Source organism: Caproiciproducens galactitolivorans (genome assembly GCF_029266045.1).
Lineage (GTDB): Bacteria > Bacillota > Clostridia > Oscillospirales > Acutalibacteraceae > Caproiciproducens > Caproiciproducens galactitolivorans.
On record NZ_JAJUFJ010000008.1, the window covers coordinates 25,952 to 43,291 of the forward strand.

The 17,340-nt window shown below is 45.7% G+C and carries 16 protein-coding genes and 1 pseudogene; 5 read left to right on the forward strand and 12 right to left on the reverse strand.

Annotated elements, in window-relative coordinates; all coding sequences use genetic code 11:
• Positions 1-5: 5 nt before the first annotated feature.
• From P9B68_RS07200 to rfbA, 11 genes are all read right to left on the reverse strand, one after another.
• Entirely contained in the window at positions 6-1,418 is a 1,413-nt protein-coding gene (locus P9B68_RS07200) for an MBOAT family O-acyltransferase (RefSeq protein ID WP_277668748.1), read from the reverse strand.
• 133 nt (positions 1,419-1,551) lie between these two features.
• The gene (locus P9B68_RS07205) at positions 1,552-2,124 is read right to left on the reverse strand and encodes a D-glycero-alpha-D-manno-heptose-1,7-bisphosphate 7-phosphatase (RefSeq protein WP_277668749.1); all 573 of its coding nucleotides are present in this window, start codon (positions 2,122-2,124) and stop codon (positions 1,552-1,554) included.
• A 15-nt stretch (positions 2,125-2,139) separates the two neighbouring features.
• Positions 2,140-3,576, reverse strand: a complete 1,437-nt coding sequence (gene rfaE1 / locus P9B68_RS07210; protein ID WP_277668750.1) for a D-glycero-beta-D-manno-heptose-7-phosphate kinase — start codon at positions 3,574-3,576, stop codon at positions 2,140-2,142.
• Between the two features lie 152 nt (positions 3,577-3,728).
• On the reverse strand, positions 3,729-4,382 hold the full coding sequence (locus P9B68_RS07215) for a D-sedoheptulose-7-phosphate isomerase (RefSeq protein ID WP_277668751.1): 654 nt from the start codon (positions 4,380-4,382) through the stop codon (positions 3,729-3,731).
• Between the two features lie 136 nt (positions 4,383-4,518).
• The gene (locus P9B68_RS07220) at positions 4,519-5,364 is read right to left on the reverse strand and encodes an NAD-dependent epimerase/dehydratase family protein (protein WP_277668752.1); all 846 of its coding nucleotides are present in this window, start codon (positions 5,362-5,364) and stop codon (positions 4,519-4,521) included.
• An 18-nt stretch (positions 5,365-5,382) separates the two neighbouring features.
• Positions 5,383-6,108, reverse strand: coding sequence for an ABC transporter ATP-binding protein (locus P9B68_RS07225; RefSeq protein WP_277668753.1), 726 nt, complete (start codon positions 6,106-6,108; stop codon positions 5,383-5,385).
• 17 nt (positions 6,109-6,125) lie between these two features.
• A complete protein-coding gene (locus tag P9B68_RS11725) occupies positions 6,126-6,878 on the reverse strand; it encodes an ABC transporter permease (protein ID WP_407932271.1) in 753 nt (250 codons plus the stop codon).
• Positions 6,879-6,932: 54 nt separating this feature from the next.
• Entirely contained in the window at positions 6,933-7,775 is an 843-nt protein-coding gene (rfbD, locus tag P9B68_RS07235) for a dTDP-4-dehydrorhamnose reductase (protein WP_277668755.1), read from the reverse strand.
• Positions 7,776-7,819: 44 nt separating this feature from the next.
• Positions 7,820-8,839, reverse strand: a complete 1,020-nt coding sequence (gene rfbB / locus P9B68_RS07240; protein WP_277668756.1) for a dTDP-glucose 4,6-dehydratase — start codon at positions 8,837-8,839, stop codon at positions 7,820-7,822.
• Entirely contained in the window at positions 8,836-9,399 is a 564-nt protein-coding gene (rfbC, locus tag P9B68_RS07245; RefSeq protein WP_277668757.1) for a dTDP-4-dehydrorhamnose 3,5-epimerase, read from the reverse strand. Before rfbC ends, rfbB begins: the two co-directional genes overlap by 4 nt.
• A 10-nt stretch (positions 9,400-9,409) precedes the next feature.
• The gene (gene rfbA / locus P9B68_RS07250; RefSeq protein ID WP_277668758.1) at positions 9,410-10,288 is read right to left on the reverse strand and encodes a glucose-1-phosphate thymidylyltransferase RfbA; all 879 of its coding nucleotides are present in this window, start codon (positions 10,286-10,288) and stop codon (positions 9,410-9,412) included.
• A gap of 561 nt (positions 10,289-10,849) precedes the next feature.
• Here rfbA and P9B68_RS07255 point away from each other — a divergent pair.
• The 3 genes and pseudogenes from P9B68_RS07255 to P9B68_RS07265 form a co-directional block, all read left to right on the forward strand.
• Positions 10,850-11,032: a hypothetical protein gene (locus P9B68_RS07255; protein ID WP_277668759.1), complete on the forward strand. Its 183-nt coding sequence runs from the start codon at positions 10,850-10,852 to the stop codon at positions 11,030-11,032.
• A gap of 135 nt (positions 11,033-11,167) precedes the next feature.
• Complete coding sequence (locus P9B68_RS07260) at positions 11,168-12,700, forward strand: recombinase family protein (RefSeq protein ID WP_277668760.1); 1,533 nt, start codon at positions 11,168-11,170, stop codon at positions 12,698-12,700.
• A pseudogene (locus P9B68_RS07265) lies at positions 12,687-12,836 on the forward strand (sporulation transcriptional regulator SpoIIID); the annotation flags it as partial. The gene P9B68_RS07260 and the pseudogene P9B68_RS07265, both read left to right, overlap by 14 nt.
• A 99-nt stretch (positions 12,837-12,935) precedes the next feature.
• Here P9B68_RS07265 and P9B68_RS07270 read toward each other — a convergent pair.
• Positions 12,936-14,219: a phosphodiester glycosidase family protein gene (locus P9B68_RS07270; protein ID WP_277668761.1), complete on the reverse strand. Its 1,284-nt coding sequence runs from the start codon at positions 14,217-14,219 to the stop codon at positions 12,936-12,938.
• A 317-nt stretch (positions 14,220-14,536) separates the two neighbouring features.
• Here P9B68_RS07270 and P9B68_RS07275 point away from each other — a divergent pair, with 317 nt between their 5' ends.
• Together P9B68_RS07275 and P9B68_RS07280 are read left to right on the forward strand one after the other, a co-directional pair.
• Positions 14,537-16,039 carry a spore germination protein gene (locus tag P9B68_RS07275; RefSeq protein WP_277668762.1) on the forward strand — a complete coding sequence of 501 codons (1,503 nt, stop codon included), beginning with the start codon at positions 14,537-14,539 and terminating at the stop codon, positions 16,037-16,039.
• Positions 16,036-17,172, forward strand: a complete 1,137-nt coding sequence (locus P9B68_RS07280) for a Ger(x)C family spore germination protein (RefSeq protein ID WP_277668763.1) — start codon at positions 16,036-16,038, stop codon at positions 17,170-17,172. Before P9B68_RS07275 ends, P9B68_RS07280 begins: the two co-directional genes overlap by 4 nt.
• The last annotated feature ends 168 nt before the right edge of the window (positions 17,173-17,340 follow it).

Genomic DNA, 17,340 nt, shown 5'->3' on the forward strand with positions numbered 1-17,340 from the left:
CCCCATTAAAATTTAAAGTAAATAAATGAATTGTAAGTGGAAGTCATAACGCCCATAATGGAAAAGAAGAGAAGCACAACCGCCCATACATTCTTACTGATTACTGCCAGGTAGGTTCCTTCCACTTGGCTGAAAGAGCAGGGAAATACTTTTTTCCACGGGATACTTGCCAATACCGCGACGACAAAAGCGAACAACATTTTTCCGCTTAAGTACCAGTTGATTGTAAAGCCGACATCAACCGGCTGTACAACACCGAACATAACTCCGAGGAAGTTTAGCGCGTAATGCAAATCCGGAGCGCGAAACAGCACCCAGCCAATATTGACGATGAACATGGCATACAACCATTTGAAAACGGGCGGAACTTTGATCTGAATCTTATGTACACGGAAAACACGTTCCAGCAAGATGAAAATTCCGTGCCAGATGCCCCAGATAATAAAGTTCCATGCAGCACCATGCCATAAGCCGGTCACCAGAAAAACAATCATCAGGTTCACATAGACGTTCCCGGTTCGGTTTCCCCCCAACGGGATATATAGATAATCCCTAAACCAGGAGGAAAGTGAAATGTGCCACCTGCGCCAGAATTCGGAGATATTCTTCGATATGTAAGGATAGTTGAAGTTTTCCATGATGTCGAAACCGAACATTTTCCCAAGACCGATTGCCATATCGCTGTAGCCGCTGAAATCAAAATAAATCTGAAAGGTGTAGCCGATTGAGGCCATCCAGGCAATCGCAGCCGTATTCTGGTTTGCAGGCAGATTGTAGATGGAATCCACCATCTGCCCCAAAACGTCAGCGACCAGAACTTTCTTGGCTAAGCCGATGGAAAAACGCCGGATTCCTCCGCTGAATTTTTCTACCGTACAGGTCCGGTTTTCCAACTGACCTGCCATGTCGCCGTAGCGGGTAATAGGACCCTGCGACACCTTTGGAAAGAAAGACAGATAAAGGGAAAAATTGACCAGACTGTTCTGTACCTCTGTCTTGCGCTTGTAAATATCCACCAGGTAGGCGATACCGCAGAATGTAAAGAACGAAATTCCAAGCGGTAGTATGTGGTTCTGCATTGGGAAATCCGTTCCTGCGATTTGGTTCACCGTCGTAAAGAAAAAGTTATAATACTTATAATAGAGCAGCGGAACAAGGTTCGACAGAATTCCGAGGGTAAGAATGAATCTGCGGGTTCCCTTGCCTTTTTTTAATGTTTTCGCAATCGCTTTGCCGAACAAAAAATTTGCGACAATTGCGAACAGGATAACAAAGATGTATATCGGATTTGCCCAGGCATAAAAACTCAGAGAGGCAATGAGAAGAAACGGATTTCTGAACTCCGGGCGGATTAAATAATAAATCAGCAATACGACCGGAAGGAAAACAAACAAAAATATTGACGATGAAAACACCATACTCAGCACATCCTTATTCTTCCGGTAATACGGAAGTGAATTTTTCTTGTGTTTACGAGGATATTTGGGGTGATGCGAGGAGAAACAACACAGGCGCAAAAAAATAGGCCGTAATGGCCGGGTGGTATTGGAGTTAATAGCAACCCTTTCGCTGTGTCTGCTTATCAATCCATCGGCACGCTTCTTGAATGTCCTGCGCGACAAAATCCGCTCCGATTTCCGCGGGCTGCTCTACGCCATGGCCGGTTTTTACCAACACGTTCGCACGCGCGTGGAAGTTCTGACCAAATTCAATGTCGCTTTGCTTGTCGCCAACCATAAAGCACCGGGTCAAATCCAAATCAAAATCCCTCTGCGCCTCTTCCGCCAAACCGATTTTCGGTTTCCGGCAATCGCAGTCGATTGCGTACTCGGAAACAATTCCTTTTGGATGATGCGGGCAAAAATACACCGCGTCAATGGGCGCGTTAAGACTTTGAAAAATCTCCTGGAAAGCGCGGTTGATTGTTTCTACGGTTTCCATCGTGAAATAGCCCCTTGCAACACCGGATTGATTTGAAACCACAATGATTTTATATCCCAGCCGGCGCAGCAAACGAATGCCTTCCGCAGCCCCTTCATAGGGGTGAATATCTTCTATGCGGCGCAGATAGTTCATTTCCTGGATCAGCGTACCGTCCCTGTCAAAAAAAACTGCTTTCTCCACTCGGGAAACGCCCCTTTACTGCTCTTTGATTTTCTGAATGATATTCGTAGTTGAAAAGCCCGGCTTTAATGGAATATACTCGATTTTACCTCCGTGGGCAAGAACAAAGTCTTCTCCGGCAATTTTTTTGTCTTCCCAGTCTTCCCCTTTTACCAGAATATCGGGGCAGATTTCCTGGATCAGATTTTCCGGGGTATCTTCATCAAAAATCGTCAAGTAATCCACACACTCCAGCCCAGCTAACATTTTAGCGCGGTTCTGCTCGTCAATGATAGGTCGACTGTAGCCCTTAAGGCTTTTAACCGAACGGTCACTATTGAGCCCTACAATCAGCACATCGCCGAAGGACTTTGCTGTTTGAAGCGAAACCAGATGACCCGCGTGCAAAAGGTCAAAGCAACCGTTGGTGAACACCACTTTTTTCCCTTGCGCGTTAAGCTGTCTGCAAATTTCTTTCAAATGGTTTAATTCCTTGATTTTTCCTGTGGAAATATTTTCCAGAGCCAAAATTTCACTAACCGAAGCCGTTGCAGCACCGAATTTTGAAATGGAAATCGACGCGGCCTGATTGGCGTAACGGCAACAATCTTCCACATCAAGTCCGGCACCCAACCCCAATGCGATAACGGCAACCACGGTGTCACCTGCGCCGGTGACGTCGATCACTTCTTTGGGAACAACCGGAAAGTCGATTTTTTGTTTCTGTCCGTTTTTGAACAGGGAGAGGCCTTTTTCGGAGCGCGTCACCAAAAGATGGGTCAGCGAGATGTCTTCTTTAAGCTGCTCACCAAAGGCTTGAACATCCTGTTCCGTTTCAATGGGACTGCCACACACTGCGCTCAACTCCGCAGTATTCGGTGTGCAAATAGTCGCCCCTGTATATTTCCGGTAATCCTTCCCCTTCGGGTCAACAACGACCGGTATAGCTCTCCGTTTTGCGGCACGGATTACCGCTTGCGCTACACAAGGCGTAATGCAGCCCTTGCCGTAGTCGGATAAGATAACGGCGTCGATACCCGCAAAAATCTCATCTTCCCGTTTAGAGATTGTTTGGCAGAAATCTTCCGGGATGGGCTTAATCTCTTCTTCGTCGATGCGAATGAACTGCTGATTCTTGGCAACAACACGTGTCTTGCAGATTGTCTTTAAATCCGGATTTTTGAACACGAGATCCGTGTTGCACCCAATTTCTGCAAGCATTTTTTTAATCCAGTCCGCATTTTCGTCGTCGCCCAAACAAGTCATAACCCTTGTGCGCCCCCCCAGGGCGGCAACATTATTTGCTACATTGCCCGCGCCTCCGAGCCGGCGGCTGATCTTTTCCACATTCAGTACAGGGACCGGAGCCTCAGGTGAAATACGAGTTACTCTTCCGATAATATATTTATCTACCATAAAGTCGCCAAGAATCAAAACATTTTTGCCGATTATAGATTCAATGGAGTGATTCATGTCAATTCTTCCTTTTCGTATTTATCTAGTAAAACAACTTTCACCTGCTCGCCACATTGCAGAAATCTGCAGCCAATCGCGGTTCTGCGAAAAGCGGCCTGCATCCGAAACCACAAGCACATCGCCGGCCGCCTGTTTATACAGCTTTTTCCTTATTCTGCATTCCCGAAGAAGTGCTCCTCCAACATGATGCAGAGCGCATGATAAATCGGCAAATGATATTCCTGAATTTGATATGTAACAAGTGAAGGAGCGTGGATGACACAGTCGCAACTATAGTTGAACACGCCACCGTTCTGCCCGGTTAAACCAATCGTCTTAATACCCATTGCTTTCGCCAGTTTAAGAGCATAATTAACATTTTTTGAATTTCCGGAAGTGCTGATTCCCAGAAGCACATCGCCGGCCTTGCCGCAGTTGTAGGCAAGTTGCGCATACACCAGAACCGGTTCAACATCGTTGTTAAACGCAGTCGAGATGCCGGCCATAGATTCAAGTGAGATTGCCGGCAGACCTTTTTCCAATCGATCCGCCATGAACTGCCCGTCCTCACCATATAGGGAAATCAGCGCTTCCCTGTCCTTGGGTGTCGTGTTTCTTTTAATCGTGAAACTTTTCATCAGCTCACCGACAATGTGCTGGGAATCCGCACAACTTCCGCCATTCCCGCAAATCATAAGTTTTCCGCCGTTTTCATAGCTGTCCTTCACGATTTCAAAAGCGTTCAAAATTTCATCTCTGCAAACTTCTAGAGCCGGATACCGCTGGTTTAACGTATTCAATGCATTTAAAACACGATTTTCCATCATAAGTCTCCTTGATACTCCTCGATTTTTTAATATTTAAACGGAAAGAGATGCAATATCATCGCTCTGCACCTGAACACGCAAATCTACTTTAGTGCCCAGCGGGAGAATCATGGTGCATCCCCATTCTCCGCAGTTAAGAACTTTCAATCTTCCTGCTCATAATCGCCCGGATTTTCGTATCATCACCCCAGATAGCCGGGGAATCATACGGTCTGTCCGGGAACGCACCGTATTTTAGTTTAATTTTATAATGATGCTCTTGTAAAAAATTTTCGACTTTTTCCGCAAGGCTTACGGGCTTCCCCGTACAACAATTGATAATCCCCGCAACTGCCGTCTGCATTGCGCACGTAGCAATCATCTTGGCAAGTTCTTCAACCGTTATAAAATCGTATTTATTCTTTCCGGTGTTAAAAGGGAATTCAGTTTGCCCGGCTTTTTCCGCCTGTATTATTTTCGAGAATATGGAATGGTTGCGTTCATCGTCGCCGTAAATGTAATAAGCACGCAGCCACTGCCAGACAACGTCCTTATCTTTCAACATTTGGTAGGTACTCCGGCGCAGCGCATCTTTTGCGATACCGTACATGCTGACGGGATTACAAGGGGTATTTTCGTCAATCGCTCCTTCGTAATAGCCGACTTCGTGCATGGTTCCCATGATGGCAATTTGCTTGAGACCGCCGTCCGTCATATTATGAATAAACTCATAATGCTTCGACAGATATCCCATGTGGGCGTCCGAATTATGTACGAAACCGTCCTTCCACGCCATATGCACACAGACATCTGGCGAGCCGAGGTCCTCATAAATTGTTTTGCTTCCCGAAAAGATGTCAGCTTGTATTGTTTTAGCTCTACAGTCAATTCCATCCGCAACAAAATCGGCGGCCAATACCTCCGCCCCCATATCAAGAAGTGCGGAAACAACATGCCTGCCGATATAGCCACCCGCTCCGGTCACCAAAACCTTTTTCAACGAAATCTCCTCCGCAACTCAAATAGTTTGCATATAAGCTTCACATACCTCTTGAGCGGGGCCAATCATTTTGACCTTGCCCTTTTCCAGCCATAAAACTCTAGTGCACATCTTGGCTAATGTTTTCACATCATGTGAAACATAAATGACAGTAGTTCCTCCCGTCATCAGTTCTTTCATTCTTGCATAGCTTTTCTTTTGAAACGCCAAATCTCCGACCGATAGAATCTCATCGACAATCAGCACATCCGGAATTACGATGGTCGATACCGAAAAAGCCAACCTTGCCACCATACCGGATGAAAAATATTTGACGGGAATATTTTTAAAATCCCATAATTCTGAGAAGTCAAAGATTTCCGGAATTTTTGATTCAATAAATTTTTTAGTGTAGCCGAGGACCGCACCGCCGAGATAGATGTTCTCTAAAGCGGAGAGTTCAAAATCAAAACCGGTTCCCAGTTCGATCATCGGGGCTATTCTTCCGTTTACCCGAACCACGCCGGAAGTCGGTTTCATGATTCCGGAGAGAACCTTGAGCAATGTGGATTTTCCTGCACCATTGCTCCCCATAATGCCGAAGATCTCCCCTCTGTGTACCTGAAGGCTGACACCGTCCAGAGCGCGAAAAAGCTTCCTTTCCTTTACGTTGTCTTCTACTTTTGCAAACAGTCTTTCTTTTAGAGTGCGGACCTTGCCTCGATTCAGGTCAAATTCCATCACAATATCTTCTGCTGTTACCATTTTGTTCTCCCTTACAATCAGGTATAATAAATGAATTTATTCTGGTTTTTTACGAATACAATCCCGCCGGCAATAAAGGTTCCTACCGCCCACAGAATACACACCAAAAAACACTTTGATGATGGAATTTGTGCATACATTGTGATCTGCCTCAAAAAATTTATAAAGACATACAAAGGATTTGCCTCAAATATTGGAAGTACATTTTGCGGAATAATATCCAGAGGATACATAATCGGTGTGGAATACATCCAAATCGTAAGTAGAACCCCATATAGGTACTGCATATCTCGGAAAAACACCTGCAGGGTGGATAAAATAAAAGAAACTCCGGCACAGAATATTAGAACACACACAAGAACGAACGGGATAAGCAAGTCGCCAATCCAAATGGGCACACCCATAAAACAGCCCAAAATGATATAGACTACCGTTGAAATCACCAAATTGATTGCCGTAGAAAGCGTTTTGGAAAGCGGCAGAATGAATTTAGGGAAATACACCTTAGTGATCAGTCCAAAATTGTTGACCACGGACCCCATCGCTGTGTTGGTAGCCTCGCTGAAAAAATTGAAAATTACAAGACCGGAAAGTAAATAGATTTTGTAATTATCTACTGCGCGGAAAACCTGACTGAACACAATGCTGAGAACAATCATATTTAGCAAAGGATTCAAAACGCTCCAAAGCACACCGAGGATGCTGCCCCGATATTTGATTTTGAAGTCGCGTCTCACAAGTTGCGCCAGCAGGAAGGAGAAGCGCCTCATGGAAATTATTTTCTTCAATAGATCCACGTTTTTCACCTTTCAAATTTGTTTCATCTATAGAATTTCGCTCAGAAAGCGCGCCAAAGCGTCGCGCCAGTTTGGAAGTGTCGGATACCCGTTTTCCGTTAACGAACGCTTCGACAGGCGCGAATTTTTCGGCCGCGATGCCCTAGAAGGGTATTCGCCGCTTGAAATGCGATCTATTTTACAGGACGAGCCTGTTATACGCATGATTTCTTCTGCAAACTCGGCCCACGAACAAAAGCCCTCGTTTGTCGCGTGGTAAAACCCGTAATTTTCGTTTTGAATCATCTGCAACAGCAAAGGCACTAAATCAGCGGAGTAGGTAGGGCTGCCGAATTGGTCATTTACAACGGGAATCCGATCTTCCGTTTGAGATAATTTAAATATGGTTCTTACAAAATTATTTCCGTTTTTCCCAAAAAGCCACGATGTTCGGACAATGAAAAAATCTTTCAATCTTTTTTGGACTTCAATTTCTCCGGCAACCTTAGACTTTCCGTATACAGAGAGGGGATTTACGGGGTCATCCGCTTCATAAAAACCCGGCTTGGTCCCGTCAAATACATAATCCGTGCTAATGTACATCATTTTCGCGTGCACCGTACTGCACGCGGTCGCCACATTTGCCGTTCCTTCCACATTGACGCGAAAACACAGCTCATGTTCCTCCTCAGCACGATCCACCGCATTGTAAGAGGCACAATGAATAACAGCATCAGGCCAGCAGCCGGAAATAAAATCGATCGTGGCCCTCTGGTCCGTCACATCGAAATCTTCCCGTCCGACGCCAATGCAGGATATACCGAGTTGGCGGGAATAATCAACTAGTGAGGAGCCTAGCTGACCGCGTGCGCCTGTTACCAATAGTTTCATAATATAATCTCCTATAATCTCCTTAACGATAGTCAGTAGTATTATTAGCGGTTACCATACATATGCTGATAGTAGTTTTGGTATTCTCCATTAATAATATGCTCCCACCACAGACGGTTTTCCAGATACCACTGGACTGTGCGTTTGATTCCATCCTCAAACTGGGTTGCCGGTTCCCATCCAAGCTCATTGTGAATTTTGGTCGGGTCGATAGCGTAGCGGCGATCATGGCCCGGACGGTCTGTCACAAATGTAATCAGACTTTCCGGCTTACCAAGCTCCTTCAGAATGGTCTTAACCACCTGAAGATTCGTACGCTCGTTGTGTCCGCCGATGTTATAGATTTCACCTTCACAACCTTTCCGTACGATGAGGTCGATCGCAGCGCAGTGATCCTCTACATACAACCAGTCACGCACGTTTTCCCCCTTGCCGTAAACCGGCAGGAGTTTGTCGTTTAGTGCATTTGCAATCATCAGCGGAATCAGCTTTTCGGGGAAATGGTACGGCCCGTAATTGTTGGAGCAGCGCGAAATGCTGACGGGAAGATGAAACGTGCGATGATACGCCAGTACAAGCAAATCTGCCGAAGCCTTCGACGCGGAATAGGGGCTGGAAGTATGTAGTGGAGTTTCCTCTGTAAAAAACAAATCCGGCCTGTCCAAAGGCAGGTCACCATATACTTCGTCCGTAGAAACCTGATGGTATCTTTGTATGCCGTATTTGCGGCAAGCATCCATCAACACGCTGGTTCCAAGAATATTCGTCTGCAAAAAAAGTCCCGGATTGTCAATGGAACGATCCACATGGCTTTCCGCGGCAAAATTTACAACAACATCCGGCTTTTCCGTTTCAAACAGCCGATAGACGGTATCTCTGTCGCAGATGTCGCCTTTTACAAAGGTAAAGTTTGGATTTTCCATCACGTCGGCAAGCGTTTCCATGTTGCCGGCGTAAGTTAAGGCGTCCAGACAGACGACCTTGTCCTCCGGATATTTCTCTAATATGTAATGGACAAAATTGCCGCCGATAAAACCGGCGCCGCCCGTAACCAGCAGTTTCATTTTTTCACCTCATAAACAAAATCAACGTCACTTTCAGATAGGAACGGCGCTTTCTGATCTTTTTCAGACAAAATCGGATTGTCAACACCCCACTCTACGCCGATTTCCGGGTCGTTCCAGCGGATATTCCGGTCGGAGGCAGGCGCATAAAAATTATCGGCCTTATACTGGAACTCCACATCGTCAGTCAGGGTTAAAAAGGCGTGCGCAAACCCCCGTGGAATCAAAAACTGCCGTTTGTTTTCCGCGGAAAGCTCCACACTCGCCCATTTCTTATAGGTTGGAGATCCTTTTCTCAAATCGACGGCTACATCTAGCACCGCACCGCGCGTACAGCGTACCAGCTTTGCCTGTGAGTCTTTCCCTTTCTGAAAATGCAAACCGCGTAGGGTTCCCTTCTTCGCGGAAAAAGACTGGTTATCCTGTACGAAGTCGTAAAATAAACCGGCTTCCTCCATTGCCCGTTTTGACCAACTTTCCATAAACCAGCCGCGACTATCTCCAAACACCTGTGGTTCAAGAATATAAACGTCCAATACGTCTGTCTTTATGACCTTCATTGTCTCACTCCTAATAGAGGATTCTGCCTTCTGCGACCTTTTTTAAGTGCGCACCATAGATTGATTTGCCGTACCGTTTCGCACAGTCGATCAAACATTCCTTTGATATCCAACCGTTTCGGTAGGCAATTTCCTCCGGTGCAGAAATCACGATACCCTCGCGCTTCTCAATGACTTTAACGAATTCTGCAGCATCACTCAACGATTCCACCGTACCGGTATCCAGCCAGGCAAAACCGCGGCCGAGCGTAACAACGTTCAGATTTCCCTGCTCCAAGTAGATGCGGTTCAAGTCGGTGATTTCCAACTCACCGCGCGCAGATGGCTTGATTGTTTTTGCATATTCACAAACATGGTGATCATAAAAATAAAGGCCGGTTACTGCGTAATTCGACTTTGGGTGCTGCGGCTTTTCCTCAATGGATACAGCCCGACCTTCCGAGTCAAATTCCACGATTCCGAACCGTTCCGGGTCGTCTACAAAATAACCAAAGACAGTAGCACTATCCGTCCTCTCGGCTGCTGAACGCAGATGACGAACCAAACCATTCCCGTAAAAGATGTTGTCACCCAAAATCATCGAACAACTATCGCCCGCAATGAACTCTTCACCCAAAATAAAAGCTTGTGCAAGGCCGTCCGGGGAAGGCTGCTCTATGTAAGAAAGGTGGATGCCAAAATTGGAGCCATCGCCCAGCAGACGCTTGAAATCAGGGAGATCCTTAGGCGTTGAAATAATCAGAATGTCACGAATACCTGCCAGCATCAATGTTGAAAGGGGATAATAAATCATCGGTTTGTCATATACAGGCAGAAGTTGCTTTGATGTTACAAGAGTAAGCGGATAAAGCCTTGTGCCACTACCACCTGCTAAAATAATACCTTTCATATCTTTTCACCATATCCAATAGTTATCATTTTTACTAATTTTACCTCAATATCCGATTAATAGCAAGAACAATCCTAGATTGTGCGTCCTAAATCTTTGTGTGAACCCAGAAAAGCTCCAGACGCTCCATAGGATTTCCCAACCGAGGGTTCGCATCGCCTTGTTGTTGCTCCAAGCTAGATGAAGGTAAGTTCACACCCAGGCGAACCTCTCCCAGCCACAGAAATGTCTCTGGTCGTTGCGATGGCCGAGTTCAAACTTGACGTTGTATCACGGAGTACGCAGCGGGATTAAATTGTGGGTAGCGGCGAGAACTTTCTCAAACGGACTTTTTTGTCTGACTGTTAAAAGATTCTGTTTTTCTTATTCTTGCACGGTCATAAGCGTAATACGGAAAGGAAGCGGGGATATTTTAATCTGGTTATCTCCAAGCTTTCCTTCAAAATCTCCTCTTCCCCGCAAAAATTCCGGCAACGCGACGAAACCTGTCCCACGATTGTAAACATATTCGATCCATCCCCCTCATAGAATTTACCAGTCCAACAAAGAGGGGGAGTAAATTTGAAACAGGGACAGGTTCTACATATTACGTTCCATAACCCGAATACCGACGAAGAAACCGCCAAATACCTGACAAAGCTGATCGCGGAAAATATTGCGGAAAAGATCATTCAGAAACAGGCAATCCGGCAATACGCAGCCGATTCCAGCTTACCCTCCTCCCCGGTCAGCCTGACAATGTAATCAATATTAAGCTATGGACGTATCGTGCGTCTTGATTAAAATTGAATGATAGCACAAGGGCAGAACGAACGACTTCGTTCTGCTTTCGTTTTAAAGCCAAAAAACGTTTTGCATTTTATTAGGAAAGGTGATCGTATGAAAGCAGTTGCCTACTGCCGGGTATCCACCAACAAAGAGGAGCAGCTCGACAGTCTGGAAAGCCAGCAGCAATTCTTTCTGGAATACGCAAAGCACAATCAATACAATCTCGTAAAAATCTACGCCGATGAAGGCAAAAGTGGAACAAAAATGAAAAACCGCACCCAATTGCTCCGTCTGCTCGCAGACGCGCAAGCCCATCAATTCGATGTTGTACTAATCAAGGACGTTTCCCGCCTAGCCCGTAACACCGTAGACTTTCTGACCAGCATCCGTAAAATGAAAGCGCTTGGCATCAAAGTCATTTTCGTAAATTACGATCAGACCTCCTCCGACAGTTCCGAATTCATGCTTACTATGCTTTCCGCCATTGCCCAGGAAGAAAGCTCGAATACTTCAAAGCGTGTGAAATTCGGCAAAAAACAGAATGCGGAGAAAGGCCGGGTGCCCAACCTTGTTTACGGCTATGACAAGATTCCGGGAGACTATTTCAACCTAAATATTAACGAGCAGGAAGCAAAAGTCGTTCGTGAAATTTTCAATCTCTATCTGGAAGGAAACGGGGAGACGGTCATCGCGGTCGAGCTGAACCGGCGTGGGCTGAAAACCAAGCGCAATTGCAACTGGAGCCAAAACGCGGTCGCCCGCATCCTGAGCAATGAAATCTATATTGGAAAAATCGTCAACGGGAAACAGGAAGTAGCAGATTTCTTAACCGGAAAGCGCCGGCGGCAGGACGAAAGCAAATGGCTGGTCACGGAATGCCCAGAGCTACGGATCATCGATGACGCTACGTTCCGACGCGCACAAGCTCTAATCGCACAGAAACGGGAGACTTTCAAGAACAGCGGGAGGCGCAACAGCCAAAAAAACATTTTCAGCAAACTGATTAAATGCACCTGCTGCGGCAACTCGTTCCGGCGCTCCGTCCGTATCTTTAAAAATACCTATATCAAATGGTCATGCGCCGGGCGCAGCGCGAACGGAGTGGATACCTGTCCGAACCGCACAATCCTGGACGAACAGGAACTGTTGGATTCCATCCGCTCGTATTTCCGTAAAATCCTGTCGGACAAGCCCAACGTAATTCGCGGCATTGTGGCCGAATTTAATCGCCAGTATCGTACCAAAGACCAGAACCAGGTATCCGAGCGGGAACTTACCGCCCGGCTGAACAAAGAAAGGCGTTCTAAAAAGAAGTATCTGGAAATGTATGAGAACGAGATTATCACGATGGAAGAGTTGCGTAATAAGACAAAAGAGCTCAACGACTCCATTTCCAGTCTGGAAAAGGAACTGAAACTGGTAAGGAACCACATCAGCAAAAGCGACCTGCTGGAAAACGGACTGAACGAGACCTTCCGCGACATTGACGCCATTCTCAAAGCGGACACCACCTCAAACAATCTGCTCCACCGGGTACTGGACTGCATTCGGGTTGACGAAAGCGGGAACGTGGATATTTACCTCAAGGTGCTGCGCGAGGCCGGCCTGCCGGAATCCGTCCATTTAAGCGACAACCGTACATAAAGATGTGGCGCAGCGTTTAAAATATGTCGACCCGCAGCTATACAGGCAGGTAAAGCAGGTGCTTGATATTAATAAAGCACAGCGCCATATAAGGGGCGGAATGGCGACCAGGCTAAAATACAAAAAGGGTGAATAAACTGCTGATATTTCAAGACTTCGAAGAAAAGGTGCTTTACACTTTCTGTAAAGCACCTTTTTCGTAAACATGAAAACCGGCCGTGAAGCAGCGAGTTCGTTATCTGCGCATTGTAAGAATAACTTCCCTGCCCTGATACGTCGCCGTTAAACCCTCCGCCGGGAAGGAAGGCGTAAATGTGCTCGCTTTCACAAAATCATCCGGTTCCGCAATCTCAATATACGTAGAGCCAACCACCGAGCCGTTGTACAAGAGCTGAACCTGAACTTGCCCCACATTCCCGTTGGAGGTAAACAAACCGGTTTGATCAATCGTGCCAAGGCTTTCATCGGAAAGTGCCCATGAAAGGCCGCTTTCCGGCAATTTTGCTGGAGCGCCCGAGCGATCCAGCCCTTTTGCGCTCATCTGTACAACGGATCTAGGGAGATAAGATTTATCGTAGGGCGTTATATAAGCCGCCGCAAAATTCCCGTCCGGCTTTGCATTGGAAAGGAAAAGCCAACTATTTGCAACACGGCGCTCCCGTCCGTCCGAAGGATGGTTTTTTATCGTCATGCTGGTATCTCCGGGGGTTCTTGTCAGGAACGTTGCGGAACCTCCGCCATCCAGATTGCCTGCCCAGACTGCGCCCATATCCTTCATCATCTGTGCAATCTGTTCCAGCGTCATGCCGTGGGAATAGGGATCCTTCCGGCCGTCGTTCATGACAAAGAAAACCGACTGATCCTCGCGGACGCCCACCGCCAACCGGGGGGCACGCGTATCGCTTTTGTCCGGATTTACGATTTTTCCGTTCTCTACAAGAATGCTGTGAATTCCCAGAGCCTGCTGAATTTGACCCTTATTGGTTTCATAGGTTTGACGGTCGCCGTAAATCAGCGTGCCATCCTTTTTTATTCCAAAAAATTTCCACCATGTCCGGATGGGAGCATATTTATGGATTTCTTTCCCATCCTTAACGACGACACCCCAGGGGTCGCCCGTCCGCATATTATACATATCGCCGTTAACTGCCGCAACAACGCGTTTGCCGTTGCTGATCGCGGCGTTTGCCTGTTCTTTTACCGTCGCAAGACCTATCTTGCTGCCGTCGTTCGGCGTTCCCACCGCAAGAGATATATCAAGCTCACTAGGCTTAAATTCCAGAGCAAAGCATGCCTGCCGGTTCCCGTCGCTGCTTTTATAAGAGAATTCCTTTTGCGTAAGCCCCGGAACAATCGTTGTTTTCACTTCATTGACCACGGAAGCCGCCATTGACGTGGATATATCTGGCGCACCAAGGGCTTTCACGGGAACGGCAGCCGTAATCTGCACTGCCGCCAGGCAAGCGGCAGCCGCACAGAAAATGGTCTTCTTCATTTTACACCATGTTTCTTTTTTCATAAAATCTCCTGATCCCTCCAAGTAATATGATTCCAATTGTTCTGACTGAAAATATTATAATACAATATTTGCCGGATTCTGTTAAATACGTATTAACAGTGAAGAAAAAAGGGATATATTTCCTGAACGATGCTTAATACGGCTTTTGAAAACAGGAACAAAGGCATATCCACAATGGCGAACCGAGTATCCCGGAACGGACAGGTTTGCAAATTTCCTGCAAGACCTGCATGGTACATTTTCTGCAGGCAAAAACGCATAATTTCACAATCTTGTCAAATATTAGATGTGATAATTTATCTTCAGAGGGTGAAATCATGGGAAACAGCGAAAACACAAACGAAGCACAGGGAAAGATCAAATTCACCAAACAGATTCAGGAAAATATCAGACAAATAAAAAACGAATTTGCAAAGGATGAAACGCTGGTTTTGCGAAAGCTGGAAAATCCCGACGTTGGCGAGAGCTACATTGTCTATATCGACGGCATGGTAAATAATCGATTAATAAACCAGGACGTTATCCGGCCATTTCTGGAATTCCATCCAGAGCCGCATGAGACCGTAACGCTCGACGTGATCCAGGATCAGGTAATGCTGTCCAACAGCGTGGAACGGACTTCCGATCATGACAAACTGATTCAAGCAATTGTTTACGGGGATACTCTTTTGCTAATAGACGGCATTGAAGATGCATTAATACTTAACACGAAGGGCTGGACGAGCCGTTCTATCTCAGAACCGGAAAACGAAAAGGTTTTACGCGGCCCCCGCGAGGGCTTTACAGAATCAATCATTACCAATCTTTCGCTGATCCGGCGCAGGATCCTTACATCCGACCTAAAAATGGAATTCGAAACATTTGGTACAAGGACCAATACAAAAGCCTGTATTTGCTATTTGGACTCCATTGTAAATAAAGATGTGCTGGCCGAGCTAAAAAAAAGAATCCATATGTTTTCAATTGACGGTGCTCTGGATTCAAATTACATCAATGAGTTTATAAAGGATTCGCCATACTCCCCATTTAAAACAGTCGGCACCTCCGAAAAACCAGACGCTATCGCAGCGAAGCTTTTGGAGGGCAGGGTTGCCCTGTTGATCGACGGATCCCCCAGCGCAATTACGGTTCCGTATTTGTTCACAGAGAACTTTCAAAGTGACGAGGATTATTACCTGAACTATTATTTCACTTCTATAAACCGTCTGCTTCGCTACATGGCCTTTATCATGGCAATCAGCATTCCCGCAGTTTATATAGCCCTTACCACCTTCCATCACGAAATGCTTCCCCTTGCTTTAACAATGAGTATCTCAAAGGCCCGTCAGGGAGTGCCGTTCCCAACGGCGATCGAAATGACTATCATGCTGGTCGTATTTGAAATGCTACGGGAATCCGGTGCAAGAATGCCGGGTTCAATGGGGCAGGCGCTGAGCATTGTGGGCGCGCTGGTAATGGGGCAGGCGGCAGTTTCCGCAAAAATCATCAGCGCACCAATGATCATTATTGTTGCAACCGCCGGAATATGCGGGGTAATGTCGCCTCGTCTAAAAGGTGCCATCATTCTTCTCCGTTTTATATTTCTTATAATGGCCTCTTTTTTCGGCTTGTATGGCTTTATGTTTGGAGCGCTTGCTCTGATGATTCATCTTTACAGTATAAGCTCTTTCGGTGTACCGATTATGAACAGCAGCTACACAAACACACTTCAGGACAAAAAGGACATCATGGTCAGAGCCCCGTGGTGGTTTATGAAAAAACGGCCGAAGTATCTTTCTGAGGACCCCATAAGACAACAATCTACAAGGAGCAATAAATGAAAACAGCAAAACGTTTTTGTATCCTCATACTGATCATGAATATGATGCTTTTAGGCGGTTGCTGGAATTACCATGAACTGGAGGATATGTCCCTTGTGACCGGAGTTGCCATTGATAAGGGGATATCTGGGCATACCTATCACCTTACCTTTGAATTTGTCGATCTTACCGGCGATCAAATAAAGTCCAAGCTCGTCGAATCCGACGGAAATTCGATTTTTGACTGCATCCGGAATGTTACCAGTAAAGGAGAAAAAAAGTTAAATTTCACCGAATGTAAAGTAATCATAATCAGCCAGGATTTGGCCGCTCAGGGAATTTCCCCTTTTCTGGACTGGTTTATCCGCGACCATGAGCCCAGAATGAATCTGAATTTAATCATCTCAAAAGAAAAAACTGCTAATAAAATTTTACAAGAAAAGCCGATAACAGACGAGTTGATTTCTTTGGAAATCTGGAAAGCATTAAATAGGAATGTCACCAATTTGGGAAAAGTGCCCTGCGTGGAATTATATCAGGCCATTAACATGCTTTCCGATAACGGAACCTCGCTCATCCTCCCCACAATTCGGATTGAAAAGCTTCCTACCTCCACAGCATTGGTTCTGGACGGCACCGCGCTTTTTGAAGGCGAAAAGCTCTTTGGTTATATTGATAGTGAAAAGACCAAATATCTGCTGTTTATTAAAAATCAGATTGACGGGGGGCTCCTACTGGTGGATACGGATTCCGGAAAACTCACCCTTGAAATCGTGGAAAACGTCACAAAACTGACGCCAAAAATCGAGAACAATGAGCCCTCGGTAGATATCAAAATCAAAATGCGCGCCATGCTGTCGGAAGATCAGTCTTCAACAGATCATAACACCTCCGATGGTATTAAAAAAGTCCAATTGGACGCAGAGAAAACGTTGACAAATAATATTTCCGATCTGATCACATCGGTTCAAAGCCAAACCGGCAGCGACATTTTTGGATTTGGTTCCCTGTTCTACCAGAACTATCCGGAATATTGGAAAAAAGAAAAGCTAAAATGGAAGGAGCAGTTTCCGAAATTAAAATGTACAGTAAGTGCATCAGTGAAAATTGAGAACACAGAGCTTTTAAAAGAAAAAATTAAAGTTGGTGGTTAAATGGATTCTTTTATTGTTTTTTTAATCTTATATACCCTCTTTATCATCTTTGACCTGGTTCCCAGCTTTAAAAAAGAAGAAAAAAAAGTCCTTTTTTTTTCAATTCCCGTTTACATCCTGACATTTATGCTGGATACGATGTTCAGCTTTGGTTCAAACCTGGTAAAT